This is a genomic window from Anaerosporobacter sp. (assembly GCF_031551385.1).
In the GTDB taxonomy this organism is placed as follows: Bacteria; Bacillota; Clostridia; order Lachnospirales; family Lachnospiraceae; genus Anaerosporobacter.
This window is the reverse complement of record NZ_JAVBNS010000071.1, coordinates 41,574-57,924: the sequence shown is the minus strand read 5'-3', so window position 1 is coordinate 57,924 and position 16,351 is coordinate 41,574. Positions and strand designations below refer to the sequence as shown.

Here is a 16,351-nt window from a genome sequence, read left to right as displayed (position 1 = left end):
AATAAAGTATACAATTATTCTTCTTGAATACATGTGGTTTTAAATGGTTTAAAGTATAGATTAAATATTTAAGAACAGCAAGATAACCTGACAGGAGACTTTGCCAGGTTATCTGAGCTGTATGTCAAGTATAGTACTAATCTAGTTGAGAAAATCCAAACAAATATATGGATCCAAGTGGACACGTTTTAGAGAGTTTAGTTGCAAAACTAGGTATAGGTGGGCTATTTGATATGGGAATGCAACTGGTAGAAAACTACTTTTTTAATGATAAAACAAAAGGAAACTTTAAAGCCTCCTTTAATAAAGTAGACTGGTTGCAAGTACTCAGATCAGCTGGTGAAAATTTATTTGATTTTAAAAACAAAAAGTTAGAATCCGCAATAACAGCCCTTGGAGATGTTGTTGTAAACTGGATAAAACAAGGAAAGAAATATAACTGTGAAAAAGCATTAAAAGATTTTGCAATGGGATTTCTGAGTGATATAGCAGCAAGATATGTATGCAAGCTCGGAGCAAAAGCAGTAGCTAAAGGATTGGATAAACTGGGAGTCAATCCGGCACGAATAAAGAAATTGACTGGAATTGATGTATTAGATGCAAAAACAAATCCAAAAGCAAATGCTGCAAGTGTAGCAAAGAACGCAGGAAATACATCAAAAGCTTCACCTGGGGCATGCTTTGTAGCAGGAACACAGATAAAAACCAGAGATGGAAATAAGAACATTGAAGATATCCAAGCAGGAGATTATGTACTAGCAGAAAATCCAGAGACAGGACAGCTTGCGTACAAAGAAGTAGTGCAAACATTTGTTAGATACAAGGCTGAGATAATCCATGTGATAGTAAATGGAACAGAGATAGAAACAACAAGTGAGCATCCATTCTGGGTGGAAGGAAAAGGCTTTGTAGAAGCAGGTTCTCTACGATGTGGTGATATGCTACGACTATCATCAGGTACAGAAGCAAAAGTAGAAAACATATGGGAAGAAGTACATGAAGAGAGTATACCTGTATATAACTTTGAAGTAGCAGATTTCCATATATACTTTGTATCTGATTTAGGGGTGCTGGTGCATAATACGTGTGGTGCTGAGGGTATAAAAGCTATAACAGGAGGGAAAAAATTCAAAGAACATTTTCTTAAACATAAGCATCTTTTAGAAAGAGTGACTGGGAAAAAATACCCTAGTTATAAAAACCCAGAAGAATTTTTCAATGATATTAAAAGGCTAATTAATAATGGAACAATTCCGTTTGTAGGAAAGGGAACTTTAAATAAGTGTAGTGATGTTTTAAACATTTATAGGGGAAAAGGAATTACTATAGCAATTAAACAAAATGGGGAATGGGTTACTATTTTGGAACAAGGGAAAGGAATGGATGTAAAAATCATATTAGTTAATAATTAATAAAAGGATGATTATTCCTTGCATATAGTTATATTTGTATACTATAAATCTCTATTAAACTTTTGATTAATAGAGATTTATAGCAAATAATACAGGTAAAAGAGAAAAAATATAGTTTTATAGATTTTACCCATAGAATCTAACGATGCTAGACTATCAGGAGGCTAATTAAGTGATTAATAGTTTAAGAAATATTTTAAAAATAAATCAATTAGATGAGATGTATTTAGTAGGTATTTTTGATAAGGAGGATAAAGAGTTTATTGTTAATAGTAACTATCTATATATCCAGCTAGGAGATAAATTTATTGAATTGGAAGCAATTGAAAGTTATTCGAAGTTAAAATTGTCTATAACAGATTGTATATGTTATAAAAATTATATAGAAGATGAAATTGATGGAAAAATAAAGATTAGTGAAGTGGTATTATTAAATCCTCTAGAAGAAAATAGAAAAGTAGAAGAGGTGTTTTTTTGTAATTTAGAGATTGGAGAAGATATATTAATAACTGATATATTATTTCTAAAATTAAGTAATAGAGAGAATGTTTTTATTGATCCAGGTTTTTTGGGAATTAATATTGGTGGATTAGAACAAAAAAAATTATGGGAAGAAAATCTGACAAGTAAGGATAAAATAGAAATAAGAAGTATAAAAATAGAATAGCTTAATTGAAAAGCAGAAGGGGAAATATACATGAAGGAGTAGATGTGTCACACATTTGCTCCTTTAAACAAAAAATATGATTGTAAGTAAATGTTAAATCCTGTGTCTTTGTATAGACTATATTTTAAGTAGAGGGATATTATGATGCAAAGAGTGGTCGATTTGTAAGTGAAGATGCTTATAAAGGGAATTTAAGCAATCCAGGTAGTTTTAATCTATATGTGTACGTGAAGAATAGTCCTATGAGTTATAGTGATCCGAGTGGAAATAGTGCAGTTGCATTAATAGTAGCTACAATAACAGCAAAAACTGTAATTGAAGTGGTTGTAGAAGGAACAACTATTATTGTTACAGTAGGTTATTTCTTTTCAAAGGAAGGTCAAAAGAGATTTAAGAATGCTGTAAGAGTAGTATGTGATGGAATAGTGTATATAGTCAAGGACTTTGTAAAAAAATAAGGAGAATGATTACGTGGAAAATTTGTTGGAGTATATATTAGAGGGAGAGTTTGAAATTGCTAAAGCGATATGTATAGGTATTCCAAATGAAGAATTAGAGAAGAAATTAGATAAGTTTGCTTTTGATAGTGAAGATGTAAGTGTGTATTTTTTTGTAGTATATTTAATATCTGAAAATGATAATGGAATTTTACATTACATTGCATTTGAACTATTAGCATCGGCTTATTCATTTATATCTGGGGCATATTACTTAGCCTATAATCATTTACGAAGAGCTTGCATTTTAGAACCTAATAATTATCAATATAAAGAGAGTATGCTGCTGTTTTATGATGTACCAGAAAAAATAGTAAGCAAAGAGCAGGCAAAAAAAATAGCAAAAGAAGTATTAGAGAAGATGCCTGATAGTCAAGTTGCAAGAAATGTTTTGAAAGAGTAATTAGGAACGGATTCAAAGTACCTTCTTTTGATTTTACAGAAAATGAAAAGATTTGCGGTGTGTAAAATGCCGAATAACAGAATGCGACAACAATGGTAGCATTGTATGGGAAACGGAAAAGGTTCTTTCCATGAAAAGCGAGCAGCAATAGAAAATTGATTTTGAGGATTTCTTTCTCTCATGTTAGTAAAATAGTCCCAAAAAGGCATGATTTTCGCCCGTTTTCAGCAAAATGAAAGAAATTTGTTTTGATGTTCTATGGATAATAGATTATAATAGATATAATAGAGTTTAAGTACTAACGCTTAGCATAAAATTTGAATTTCGAGGTGATAAAATGGGAGTTAGTTTTAATCCAAATGTAGTCAATCAATTTACAAAAGGAACAGAAATTTACGGGGAGAATGAGAGCCTGTCTACCATATGTTTGGTACTTAAAGGGAGAGTATTAGTTCAAAACGGCGGCTCAAGAACAGTAGTTGGATCGGGGAGTTTTATTGGGGTTACAGATTTATACGCAGAAAGATTTATAAGTACATATACAGCTTTTGATGATGTAATGTTGCTTCCGTTTGAAGTAACAGATAGAGATGATCTTAAAGCGATTTTGGATACGAATAAAGATTATCCAGGATTGTTAGTGGCCACGTTATCAAGATATTTAATTGAAGTGAATAAGATATATGTTGAATTTGATGTGAAAGCAAAACAACTATATGTTTTCTTAAATCGGGTATATGCAAAATTCAAAGAATTAACAGCGAGAGTGGGATATCGCGTAGAGCCAATCGAAATGTTAGAAGAGTTAGAACCATTTCCGGTAGAGATATTACGAAATCGCGCAAGTATCGATTATTACAGAGCGCTTAGTAAAGTACCTATTGATGTACAAAAAGCATTTTTTGCTTGTGGTGAAGAGCTTACAGCACGTCATATAGATGAGATGGTAATGGATAATATTACATATATCAAAGAGACATCAGAAAGAGCAATTTATATGAATCAATTGCTTGATAGTATGATAAGTGAATCGAAAGACTCGCTTTTTGATCAAGCAATCAATGTTGCAATTGAAGTGCATAAGTTAGGACGTAAAAGCGAAGAGTTAGATTCATTAATTGATGAAATAACAGAAGAGATTAATAGTGTAGAAAGAATGCTTTCAACTAAGACAGCAAGAGTAACATACATTAATCGAGAAAGAATGGAGCAACTGTATTCTACTTTACTAACAGGTGTTGATTTAGATACAAGTATAGGTAAGAGTGATACAGAAGAAGAGCATCAAGAGGTAGATGAAGCGAAAGCGGTAAGTGAGTTGCAAGATTCTATGAGAAAGATACTTGAATATGCACAGATGGATTCGAAAGAGGCGACTGAGTTAAAGCAACGTGTTATTATGTTTAGAAATCTTGCAGATAAATTCGATACTTCTGATGAAGCAAGAGCAATTCGTAGAGGAATATCAAAGGCATTCTATCCTCTTTATCAAGCCGTATTTTTGAGAGCTTACAAGGAAAAGAATACAGACAAGGTAATAGATCTTTTTTTACGCTATGCATTTCTTGATGAAACGTTGTTAACAAAACAGCAGTTAGTAGATCTTTACTATTTAGATGCACAAAGTGGTGATAGTATACCATGTAAGGTATTTAACATAAGAGAATGGTTAGTAGAAATCTATGAAGGACGTAGAGAACCTTCAAAGAGTGAGTTTGACTTAGATTATACAGAGTCGATACGTGAGATGAAGAAGACAGTTCGTATGACTCCAGAAGAAGAAAAGAGAATACTTAACGACGTTGATAAGAAATTAAACTATGAAATAATTAATATGTTCCAATGTAACAACCGCCTTGTTAATGGACAAGTATCCTCATTTATACCAATCCTACATCAAGATTTGTTCACAAAGAGTTTGAATACAACATTTGTAACGGCAGCTAAGGTGAACTATGTAATTAACCAATTGAGAGAGCTTGATTACACAGTATTCTATCGTGAATCATTATATCGTGATGTGAAAAGAAAGATTGAAAAGGAATACATTCAACAAGAAGTATTCCCTGATATTATATTGTTGCCAACAGCAGGTATTAATGGTGTTATGTGGCAAGAGATTACAGGAAAGAAGAGAGATACAAGCGGAAGATTCTTATTGCCATGCTTTGCAGAGACAGAATTAGAAGATATACTAATTAAAGTTTTAGGTAAATTCCATTGGGAACTTTGTAGAAGTATTCAAGGAACAGCTTGGAATAATATTAAGTATAAATCTCTTACTTCAGAATATGTTGATTATATTCAGTTCTTTAAGAAGAATCGTGATTTATCAGCAGAGACAAAAGAGAAGATTAAATTACAGATTCAAAAAGGAAAGAGTAATTCTAGAGAAATCTTTGTTATTGATTATGTAAACTGGATTAAGAATGAATCGAAGGGTTCTATTCGTTTGAATAAATGTGCAAGAGAGCTACTTGCTATGTATTGTCCATTTAAGAAACCTGTTCGCGAGAGACTCACAAGTCAGCCATTGTTTGCAGAAGCAATGAATCGTTTCAATAGAGAGAGAAGCAAAAAGGTTCATGAGTTGGAGCTTCGCTATAAAGCATTAGAAAAAGAAGGTGTTGAATTAACACCAGAATTACTAGAAACAAGAGCATATTATACGGAGTTTTAGTTAAATAAATGTAGCAAGATGAAAAGGCAATTTTTGTTGTAGAAAAACACAATAAAAATTGCCTTTTTCTACGTTGTGTCACAATTTGTTGTATGCAGCTTGTCAAAAATATGGTATGATAAAGGATAGCGCGTTTGGCAAAAGAGCAAACAAGAATATCACGAGAGGAGCTATGCACTGCTTTCTTTTGACGGTTTACTTGGTTATATCAAAAGAGAGTTTGTGGGATATGCAGAGTATAATATGATACAAGAGGTTGTAGATTTTCATTATGAGCGAATGCAGAATCTAAAAAAATACTATCCATTTTTTAAGATACAAGATTCCTCACTTACACAGTACAAAGACGGAAAATACGTAGATATTGACATGGGCTATGTGCTAATGGCAGTGTTACGTTTTTTTATAGAAGAGAATAATTTTAATAACATGGAGGTAACGTATGCGAAATACGTTGCTTTTTTAGCCCCCCTCTTAGAGAGAGACTTTGGAATTCCTTCTACATCGGATGAGACAAAGGAACTGATCGGATATATATTTGATAAGATTCACAATGAAGGAAAACCATTTTATATGGACTACTATGATCCAGCTACACGAAAGAAGAATGTAACACGTGTAAAGCTGATTAACAGTCAATTAGATGGTGACCAAGTTACATATACCCTTACTTCAGATGCAATTGAATTCTATCTTGATACGAAAGAGATAAAAGATGAAAGTAAGATTAATATAGAGCAGTTGCTACTAGAGAAAATGATTCGTTCACAAGATTTTCGTTCAGGAATACAGGTGGTTCGACGCATTAATCATGAAGTAAATATGCTGAGCCTTCGCAAGAATGAAGTGATTCAAGTGCTAAGTAATGATGTGTTTGAAGGTATGAAGGCATATGATAGTTTCGTAAAGACGGGAATGAAATGGTTTGAAGAGGAGCAGAGATTGTTCTCAAACAATACGGAATTGATACGTAAGGCAGTAGAAAAGGCAGAATTAAGTAGCCATACAGAAGGGAATTCGGATTCCTATATACAGTCGTTGCAAGATATCCATGAATTAGAGAAGGAATTGTTAAGAGCAATTGGAAAGCATAATGCATTACTAGTAGATTGTATTGACCTTCAAAAGAAGGCAGATGAGATGCTGAGAAGTGCTAAACTTGGCAAACTACGTGCTTCTTTTGATTTTAAGGATTATGAATCGAAGATTCGATTAAAGCAAGATACAAGCTTATTAAAGGCGATGATTGAGCCATTACTATTACCAAATATACGAAAGACATGGAACATAGCCAGTGTAGATGAGCTTACTACATATCCTCAAAGCGCAGAGGAGCAAGCGGAGAAGATAGAGGAAACAAAGGACTCCAAGTATGTATACGAAGACGAGAAAGAAGACGAACGTATTAGGAGTAATTTTACGGCAATAGCGAAAACATTATTTGATATGCTGATTGCGAAAGAAAAATTTGATTTACGTGTTCTTAATCGAAAGTTAGAAGTGAAATATTTTGATGAAATATTTAAAAATAGTGATTACTATTCGTTTTTAGTGCATTTATGTCAGAAGAAAGCGTATCGACTATGGGAAACGTTGAAAGAACCAGATACATTTCTCGAAGGAATTATTGCAGATATGTTAGCATTACCAGAGAATACAAAGTATGAGAAACTATATTTTGAAATTGTTATGACAAAGGAATTAAGTGAAGATATGATAGAGAATATACAAGTAGTTTCGAGTGAGGAGAGGGTAAGTTTCTTTACTTCGAATATTAAATTCATAAGGAAGGAGTATACGTGTTAATATGGATAATCGCAGTTTAGAAAAGGCAGTAGAGTTGTTTGGAAAATTAATCACAGGTGAAGAGATTAGTATGAGAACATCAAGAAATGCAGAATTGTACCAAGAGTACCGTGATAATGCAGAGATAGCAAACATACTAGATACGATGTTAACACAGATGAATCTTAAACTTTATGAATCGAATGAATCGTTATTTATTACAGCAGGAAATCAAAATCGTGTATTTGGTTACACAAACGAGGAGTTACGCCGTCTGATAGGAGTGCGTCTGAATAAAGAACTTTATCTTTGCTATTTTATTATATATCAGATTATTACGAAGTTTTATACGCAGTCGGGAACATACACGTATACAGAGTATGTGAAGATAGAAGATATCATCAAAGCGGTTGACGCAGGATTACATAATATAATATCGAATATGAAGCAGTTTCGTTTGAATGAACTGGAAGAGAACAGCTTTGAAGCTATTGCAAATCTATGGGATGAGCTTCCGAGTGTAGCAAATGAAGAGAATATGGGCGGAAAAGCTTCAAGAGGTTCACGATATGGATATATGAAACTTGTATTTAATTTCTTATTGTCACAATCATTATTTCTTGAGATGGAAGAGCGATATTATATTACAGAGCGTTTTCGTATTATAATAACAAGGTATTTTGAAGAAGAGCGTGGCAGATTATATGAAATTATAACAAAGGAGGATAACGACAATGCCTCATATTAATAGATTGCGTGTAAACAATGTTAAATATAATTTTGGTACACAGTATTACGATGATTTCATGATGAAACCATATGGCAAGAATATGCTATATGACCTTGCAAATGGTGGTGGTAAGAGTGTACTTATGCTCCTGCTGTTACAGACGGTAATTCCTAATTGTACGCTAGATGATAAGCAACCTGTTGAGAAACTATTTCGTACATCGGGAGGAAGTTCAACAATTCATTCTTTAATCGAATGGAAACTCAATGATAATAATATAAAAGATGGTTTTCAGTATATGACGACAGGATTCTGTGCAAGAAAAGGAACGGCACAGGAAGAGAAAGATACTGCGTCGATTGATTACTTCAATTACTGTATCTTCTACCGAGAATACAATGAACATGATATTCGTAATCTGCAGCTTGTTAATGAGAATGAACGTGTTACATATTCGGGATTGCGACAGTATTTAAAAGAACTTCAAAGAAATCCGGGTCTTTATGTAGAGATATTTGACCGAAAGGGAGAGTACCAACAATTCATAAGCAACTATGGAATTTATGAGAGTGAATGGGAAATCATTCGTGGAATAAACAAGACAGAAGGTCATGTACGTACTTATTTTGAAACAAACTATAAGACGACTCGTAAGGTAGTAGAAGACCTTTTAATTGAAGAGATTATTCAAAAATCATACAATCATTATCTTGGAAATGGAGAAGAGGGTGATAGTGAAGATACAATGGCGGGAACGCTATTAAACATCAAAGATAAATTAATAGAGTTGTCGCAGAAAAAGGCAACGGTTAATTTCTATGATCGTCAAACAGAGATTATTGGTGAATTAAAAGGACGTTTAGGTGTACTAGATCATGTGTACGCAAGAGATGAAGAGTTAAAGACAAAGTTACATCAAGCGTATCATTATAATCAAAACTGCATTGCTGAAAATCAGACCTATTATGAACAACTATGTGCAAAACAGAACGAGATAGATAATAAGATGAAGCATCTTGAAATCATAGTAGAGGCAGCAAAAGTTCAGCAAAATGAAACGAATCTTACGAAAATAAATCAAGAGATAGAGCAGCTAACGAAAGAAATCCACCTACAAGAGGATTTATTAGCTCGAAAGCAAAAGGATATTTCGTTAAAAGAGAGTATGAATGATTATCTTGAATACCTACAAGAGAAGGGGAATCGAGATGAGTTAAAAGAATCGTTAGAGGCAATTAAAGGCGGAAGCAAAGTTGAGATAGAGGAGCTAAACCAGCTTGCATTTAACAAGAAATGTCATATGGATAAGAAGTTTGAGACGTTAGAATCTACAAAGTCAGAATTGATTGAGAAACTAGCAGAAGCAGAGGAAGCATTAGCCGATACAGAGGAAGAGGAAAGACATTTAGATATCGAACGAGCGATTAAAGAGAATGCATTTACATTAGTAGAAGAGAAGATTGTATCGCTGCAACAGAAACTGAATGAAATGCGTAAGAATGTAAGCTTACTATTTCTTGAAGATGTTACAGCGACAATTGAGCGTTTAAGTGAAGAAAATAATGTTTCTGTAGCAAGAGTGCAGGGAATGCAACAGGAAGTAGATGAGTGCCAAGATACAATGCATAGCATTAAAACGAGTCTACAGATAAAGGAAGAGAAGAAGTTAGGGCTTGCGACAACGATAAAGCAGGCTGAAGAATGGCTTGAGGGCTATAAGGTACGTCAGATGGAATATGAGAAATTGTTAGAGGTGTATCATATTATGTCTGATAACTGTTTACAAGAGTTAGAAGAGCAATATAAGATTCTTCTTACAAATATGTTCAAATGTAAAGAACGTATCCAAGTGAATGAAAGATATCTAACACAGCTTATGGAGAGAAATCTTGATGTTGAGAGTGAAGGGGTAACAAAGGTAAAGGAATATCTAGAGACGAGATACAAAGATCAGATAATGACAGGTACGGCATACCTTCATACATTGTCAGAAAAGGAAAGAGAACGTTTGCTACATAGAATTCCAGTTCTACCATATGCATTGATTGTTATGGAAGGATATGAGGATTTATTAAATGACCGTTATTTTCGCCGTAAAGACTTTGGTGCATATGCAATACCAATACTTAACTTAGAAGAGATTAAGCAAGGAAATATACAGTTATCTAAAGATTCAATTACATTTGCAATGAAGGAAGAGGAACTTTTCTATCGTGAAGAACGTATGGCGGAGGAAGAAAGCATTGTCCGTGGTGAGATAGAGGAAGAAAAAGACGTACTTAGAAGGTTAGAACAACAAGAGATAATCCTAAAATCAGATATGGATAAAGTCCGTAACTACTTAACAATAGAACAAGTGAGATACGAAGAAGTAGTGCAAGAACATAGTAGTGCAAAGCAAGAAATGGATTCTTTCTTGCAAGAAATCCAAGAGTATACTGCTGACTATATAAAGAAAGAACAAGCCGTGAAACAGATGCTTGAAGAAATCGCTGAGATAACGGTGGAGATAGAAGAGAGGCAGAGTGAACAAGTACGTCTTGTAGAGATTGAAACAGTTATGAATGAAAAGCGAGAGCTTGAAGAACAAAGTATCGTGTTACGTAATGAGTGTGAGAAACTGCATGAGGGATATGAACGAATCTGTAAGATGCACTCTGATTGGAAAGAAAAACACGATATGTGGGGACAACAAGCGGACTCTGTGGATAAACAACTTAAATCTGATAAGGAGCAGTGGACAACTTTATTTCTTCCTTATTACAAAGATGAGGAGTTTGAGATTCTTTCTCTATCGGAAGAAGAGTTAGATGCAAGATTCTTAGGAAAAAAAGATGCATTTGAGAAAGAGTATAGTGATTTAGGAGATAAGGAACGCCTTCTTAATTCTTATATTAATGCGATGAATCGAAGCTTGAAAGCAATTGCAAAACGTAAGATAGGTGTAGCTACGTTAGAAGAAATGCGAAGTAATCATTCTCTAATTGCGGTTAGTGATGATATATTACAAAAAGAGAATGCGGATTATATCCACCAAGAAATGATACTTAAAAATCTGCAAACAAGTGTCGATGAGAAAAAGGCAGTGATGCATCAACTCGGCGGTAAAGTAGAGGAAGCACGTAATGTAGCGGAAGAAAAGTTTGGTGTTGTCTTCAAAGAAGCATTAGAGCAGATTACAGCAGATACAAATATAGAGGAACAAAAAGCGGCTCTTCAAGCCATGATGCAGAAGAAGCAAGCGATGAGTGAACAAATTGTTTGTAGTGAAAGAGCTATGAGAGTTTGTGAAAATGCGAAAGACGATATGGAGCGAATCTATCGCCAAATAGAGCTTGCGAAATCTACCGATGTGGAGAGTGTTGAAATCTCTGACATAGAGAGCTTTGTGAAAATGATTTCCAAAGATATAGAAGTTATAGCGAAAGAAGTAAACAGAAAACGTGATGAGTTCTATCAACAGTTACAAAAGACAGCACAAACATTAGAATTGCTAAAAGCATATGAACTTGCGCAGGAACTTCGTACTTCTGTTGTTGTACCAACTACATTAGATGAGTCCAATGGATTAAAGAGCAGTTTGACAGAAGTTTGTGATTGTATATGTCTAGAGAGACAACGTATCGAGCAAGGGCTTGAAGATATGGAAAGAATCAAGCAGAGCTTTGAGAACCAATGTTTACAACGTTGTAATAATGTGAAGGCGGCACTAGAACGTTTACCAAAACTCTCAAAGATTATGTTGGACAATGAGCAGATACCAATAATCGGTCTACATATTCCTTATGTGAATGAAGAGTTACAAGGACAGAGAATGTCAGACTACATTGACACCATTGTAGCTGCTGTTGATAAGTATGAAACGCCAAGCGACAAGATAAAATATATCAAAGCATCGTTATCTCTAAAACGCCTCTTTGCAGTTATTGTAACCGATATGAACCGTATTAAGCTGACATTATACAAGAGAGAGCGTATAAAGGAGCAGAGTAAGCATTTGCGTTATGAAGAGGCAGTTGGTAGTACAGGGCAATCGCAAGGTATCTATATTCAATTCCTTATCGCAATCATTAACTATATCACATATATGAACTCTGGCAATATTGATAATACGGGACTTCGCAAAGTAATCTTTATTGATAACCCATTCGGTGCGGCAAAAGACGTCTATATATGGGAGCCAATCTTTGAGTTACTAAAGATGAACCAAGTACAGTTAATTGTACCTGCCAGAGGAACGACTCCTGCTATCACAGGTAAGTTTGATGTGAATTATGTATTAGGACAAAGTTTGAATGATAAGAAACAGCAAACGGTTGTAGTGGATTATCATAGCAGTGTAGATACAACAGAGATTGAATATATTCCATTGCAGTACGAACAAACGAGCTTGTTTGAGTAAGTAGAGGAGGTAAAAATGGAAAATGTAATAGATATAATTAAGGATAAGAAAAAGATATTTTGGATAATAGTGATTTTAATAAATATCGTGTTTAGCTTTGGAATGTTTCCATTGAACTCAAATAGAGATTCATTTCTGTATTATCTTTTGACCTTTGTTATACTTGGAGGATTGTATGCAGTTTTAATTACGAAAGTGATTTATATCCAAATACTAAATTGTTTGTCTTTTTTAGTAGGTTTACTTATTCGATATATGGTTGAGTATGGAGAACATACAATAGAGACTAAATTTACGATAAACAATATGCTAATAATGTTAGGTGTTGTTCCGATTTGTATTTTGGCTATTTCTATGCTGTGGAAAGCAATAATAAAACATAGTATAAGATAAGGGTAAAATCAAGTTTGTAGGGTGGTGCAAGGCTTGGGAGTAAACAGTTACAGATGTTGCTAACACAGGGCTAAGAATCGCGTATTGCTATTGACAAGAAGGAACATTTTTACTATAATATAAGGCATATATACATTTGATTCCTATACTTTTATTACTTGCTACATATGGGTTGAAGGACCATAAGATATCTTCTAAAGATACACATCGGAGCGTACAGAAGATACAGCCACTCACCTTCAAAACGGCCATAAAGAACAAAAAGTATAGATAAATTGATACGTCAAATCTGGTATTGAGTTGATACAATTTCCTCCGATGTGTAAAGTAAAAGAGAACTGGTTAGGATTTGGCATAAAGAAACTAAAATAATTTCATATAATCGGAGTAGCTAATACTAGACTACTCCGATTTTTTTTGTTGCAATAAAGCTTGTTTCAATGTCTTTCAGTAATTAATTTTATTCATGAAATTCTAAATCGAAATTCATATTATATTTTGAATCTAATAGATAGATGTCGAGTATTTTGTTGTTATCTGGAATTGTTTGTTCTATCGTCAGTGGTTCCGTATGGTTACCAGTTGCGATAAGGGTATATGAGTGATACTTTGTTTTTGTGTTATCTCCAAATACCACAATCGTATTATGGTATTGACGTGTTTGATATAAGTTAATAGAATTATCATCGTTTAATGAGAGGAAAGAACCTCCGAGATAATCTCCATTTTCAAATATATCGACATATATATTCTCATCATCACTTCCAAGATATGCTACACATTCATCTTTTTCCCTATGTAATAAAACGTTGTAGTTCGTATTGTTTGAATATTTATTTGATAATATATCTTGAGGGTTTTTAGCTTTATTTCTAGAATTCAAATTAATAAAAATAAAGGCTAGTATGACAATACTTATTAAAAGTAAAATTCGGTAAAGTATAGGCTTTTTCAATCTATCACCACCTAACATAATGCATTAGTAGACTAGAGAGCTAGCAACTTGCCATGACATACTTGAACTAGAAAGTGAAACAGATATACCTGATAAAGAGATTTCAAATGATGGAGTTGTCTCACCCCAAGTATGAACATAGTCACTAACCCATTTGCGTGTAACGCTACTATTATCATTTTTACCAGTAGTCATAAGAATGGTTTTTCCTACTTTTTCTTCGAATCCCCAAACAACACTAGAGTAAGCTTCTTTTTTCTTGTATTGGTTTGTACCACCACTAAGTCCAGATGTCAATAGGACAAAACCTTTTGGCCATGACATTGTTATGAAATCATCATCAGTATAAGATGGCCCATTCTTACCAGCTGAACCAAGACTCCACTCTGCGACTGAATCAGCATAAGTTATGGAAGGATTCCAATTATCATATCCAACGATTGTGTATAGGGTAAAATTATAACCATAAGTAGTTGATTTTCCTTGTACCATTGCTTTAACAAAATTGGATTTTTTATATTCCTCCATTTCGTTGACAGTCATTGGAACGTCGTCAATTGTGTCACCTTCACCATCAAAGTAGACTCTTGTCCAACCAATTCCAATGGGGGTTCTATCATTTTCCATATAATCAGACAATACACTTTGTATTTGTGGATCTTGTAATTGCTGTGATATTTGTTTTGCTTGAATAAGATTAGTAGTATTTGATATGCCAACTGCGCCATCATTATTTGTTAAACTAACAGAGTCTAATATAATTTGACCTTTTTCTTCGTAGATCTCAGATTGTACCAAGGGAGCTTTTTGGGCATTAATTGGCTGATGTGTTGTTCCGATTAAGATACAACACATAATTATAGAAATTATATTTTTTTTCATTGTGATCTCCTTTCAAATAAAAGCATAAATATCTATTAATGAAGTAAAGTGACCTCCTTTTGATTATTACATTACAGAGTATTGTTTTGCGTAATCACTAATAGAATTATAGTAAGTTATTTTGTTATTTGTAATGTTATATTATATATTAGCATAACATATATAAAAATTCAATATATTTACAAGGGATAATTTACAATTTGGAGAGATGAATATTATAAAATCGATATAATGGCCTGTGGATAACTTTGATTAGTTGTATTATATTAGATGGCTTGTTTTTTAAAAGAAAAAGTAAGAATAGTGAGGGTAACATATATAGAATAACTACATTTATGTGTCAAAAAATAAAGAGTATAATACCTCTCGTAAGTACCAAAAATGAAGCGTCAGAAATAGTATTTTATTATACTGAGGAGGTATATTATGAGAGATACGAAGACAATTATTCAATCTATGAAAACAGGTTGGAATCTTGGAAACTCAATGGATTGCTTTGGTGGAGAAACGGCATGGGGAAATCCTAAAACAACAAAAGAAATGATCGACGCAGTTGCGGCAGCAGGCTTCAATACAATTCGCATTCCTGTTACTTGGCATGAACAGACAGGCCAAGCTCCAGAGTATAAGATAGCACAAAGCTGGCTTGAGAGAGTGAAAGAGCTAGTTGATTATGCATATGATAATAAGATGTATGTTATTGTTAATATGCATCATGAGAATAAATGGATTAAACCACAAAAAGACGGATTTAATCAAGTAATTGAGCAATACAAAATTATGTGGAATCAGATAGCAACATATTTTGCTGATTATGATGACCATCTACTATTTGAAGCAATGAATGAGCCAAGAATTGAGTTTAGCGAGAATGAGTGGACAGGTGGTTCAGAAGAGAACCGTGAATATGTGAATCAGTTAGAAGGAGCATTCGTAGAGGAAGTACGTTGTACTGGTGGAAATAATGCAGACAGAACGATACTGATAACTACAGTAGGAGCATCTGCATCAGAAGAAGCCATATATGGTTTGCAAATTCCAGAAGATGAACATATCGCAGTATCAATTCATCCATATACACCACATCATTTTGCCTATGCAAAAGATGCAGAGGGAAGTGTTGCAATATGGGATGGTTCTCTTAATAAAGAAATTGACGAAGTTATGGAACGAATCTACGAGGCATACATAAGCAAAGGGATTCCTGCTATTATTACAGAATACGGTGCAGTTAATAAATCGTATGTGAATGAAGAAGGAAAAGAAGTGCCGAACGAGGACGAAGTAATCAAGTGGGTAAGTTATTATTTATCAAAGGCATCAAGTATTGGAGTGCCTTGTATCTGGTGGGATAATGGATATTATACAAGCGGAGATGAGTATTTTGGAATATTTAATCGAAGCGATTGTACTTGGTTTACAGCAAAATTGAAAGATGCAATTATCAGTGCAACAAGATAGGTATTGAAGTTTTGCATCGTTATTATAATGATACACAAGTACGGGTAAGTTGAAGAATGACTAAAATTTAAATGTTGAAGTATG

At 33.7% G+C, this 16,351-nt stretch carries 11 protein-coding genes and 1 pseudogene; 10 read left to right on the top strand and 2 right to left on the bottom strand.

Annotation, left to right across the window (positions count from 1 at the left end; all coding sequences use genetic code 11):
- The first annotated feature begins 167 nt into the window (after positions 1 to 167).
- The 9 genes and pseudogenes from RMR19_RS07340 (at position 168) to RMR19_RS07300 (ending at position 12,969) form a co-directional block, all read left to right on the top strand.
- Positions 168 to 1,412: a polymorphic toxin-type HINT domain-containing protein gene (locus RMR19_RS07340; protein WP_310602850.1), complete on the top strand. Its 1,245-nt coding sequence runs from the start codon at positions 168 to 170 to the stop codon at positions 1,410 to 1,412.
- A gap of 172 nt (positions 1,413 to 1,584) precedes the next feature.
- Positions 1,585 to 2,079: a hypothetical protein gene (locus RMR19_RS07335; RefSeq protein WP_310602849.1), complete on the top strand. Its 495-nt coding sequence runs from the start codon at positions 1,585 to 1,587 to the stop codon at positions 2,077 to 2,079.
- 149 nt (positions 2,080 to 2,228) lie between these two features.
- A pseudogene (locus tag RMR19_RS07330) lies at positions 2,229 to 2,537 on the top strand (hypothetical protein); the annotation flags it as partial.
- Between the two features lie 13 nt (positions 2,538 to 2,550).
- The gene (locus RMR19_RS07325) at positions 2,551 to 2,979 is read left to right on the top strand and encodes a hypothetical protein (RefSeq protein ID WP_310602848.1); all 429 of its coding nucleotides are present in this window, start codon (positions 2,551 to 2,553) and stop codon (positions 2,977 to 2,979) included.
- 337 nt (positions 2,980 to 3,316) lie between these two features.
- Positions 3,317 to 5,659 (top strand): hypothetical protein, encoded by a 2,343-nt coding sequence (locus RMR19_RS07320; protein ID WP_310602847.1) that lies wholly within the window; start codon positions 3,317 to 3,319, stop codon positions 5,657 to 5,659.
- A 222-nt stretch (positions 5,660 to 5,881) separates the two neighbouring features.
- Complete coding sequence (locus RMR19_RS07315) at positions 5,882 to 7,465, top strand: hypothetical protein (protein WP_310602846.1); 1,584 nt, start codon at positions 5,882 to 5,884, stop codon at positions 7,463 to 7,465.
- 1 nt (position 7,466) lies between these two features.
- Positions 7,467 to 8,192, top strand: coding sequence for a DUF6063 family protein (locus tag RMR19_RS07310; protein WP_310602845.1), 726 nt, complete (start codon positions 7,467 to 7,469; stop codon positions 8,190 to 8,192).
- Entirely contained in the window at positions 8,179 to 12,576 is a 4,398-nt protein-coding gene (locus tag RMR19_RS07305; RefSeq protein ID WP_310602844.1) for a hypothetical protein, read from the top strand. Before RMR19_RS07310 ends, RMR19_RS07305 begins: the two co-directional genes overlap by 14 nt.
- A 15-nt stretch (positions 12,577 to 12,591) precedes the next feature.
- Positions 12,592 to 12,969: a hypothetical protein gene (locus RMR19_RS07300; protein ID WP_310602843.1), complete on the top strand. Its 378-nt coding sequence runs from the start codon at positions 12,592 to 12,594 to the stop codon at positions 12,967 to 12,969.
- Between the two features lie 460 nt (positions 12,970 to 13,429).
- On the opposite strand, the gene RMR19_RS07295 is transcribed toward RMR19_RS07300, so the two are convergent.
- A complete protein-coding gene (locus RMR19_RS07295) occupies positions 13,430 to 13,852 on the bottom strand; it encodes a hypothetical protein (RefSeq protein WP_310602842.1) in 423 nt (140 codons plus the stop codon).
- A gap of 96 nt (positions 13,853 to 13,948) precedes the next feature.
- Complete coding sequence (locus tag RMR19_RS07290; RefSeq protein ID WP_310602841.1) at positions 13,949 to 14,806, bottom strand: hypothetical protein; 858 nt, start codon at positions 14,804 to 14,806, stop codon at positions 13,949 to 13,951.
- A 426-nt stretch (positions 14,807 to 15,232) separates the two neighbouring features.
- On the opposite strand from RMR19_RS07290, the gene RMR19_RS07285 reads away from it, so the two are divergent.
- On the top strand, positions 15,233 to 16,267 hold the full coding sequence (locus RMR19_RS07285) for a glycoside hydrolase family 5 protein (protein WP_310602840.1): 1,035 nt from the start codon (positions 15,233 to 15,235) through the stop codon (positions 16,265 to 16,267).
- Positions 16,268 to 16,351: the final 84 nt, after the last annotated feature.

Excerpts from the sequence above, each read along its gene's own strand:
- RMR19_RS07340 (WP_310602850.1), top strand. The coding sequence starts at position 168 with ATGGATCCAAGTGGACACGTTTTAGAGAGTTTAGTTGCAAAACTAGGT.
- RMR19_RS07320 (WP_310602847.1), top strand. The coding sequence starts at position 3,317 with ATGGGAGTTAGTTTTAATCCAAATGTAGTCAATCAATTTACAAAAGGA.
- RMR19_RS07310 (WP_310602845.1), top strand. The coding sequence starts at position 7,467 with ATGGATAATCGCAGTTTAGAAAAGGCAGTAGAGTTGTTTGGAAAATTA.
- RMR19_RS07305 (WP_310602844.1), top strand. The coding sequence starts at position 8,179 with ATGCCTCATATTAATAGATTGCGTGTAAACAATGTTAAATATAATTTT.
- RMR19_RS07300 (WP_310602843.1), top strand. The coding sequence starts at position 12,592 with ATGGAAAATGTAATAGATATAATTAAGGATAAGAAAAAGATATTTTGG.
- RMR19_RS07290 (WP_310602841.1), bottom strand. The coding sequence starts at position 14,806 with ATGAAAAAAAATATAATTTCTATAATTATGTGTTGTATCTTAATCGGA.
- RMR19_RS07285 (WP_310602840.1), top strand. The coding sequence starts at position 15,233 with ATGAGAGATACGAAGACAATTATTCAATCTATGAAAACAGGTTGGAAT.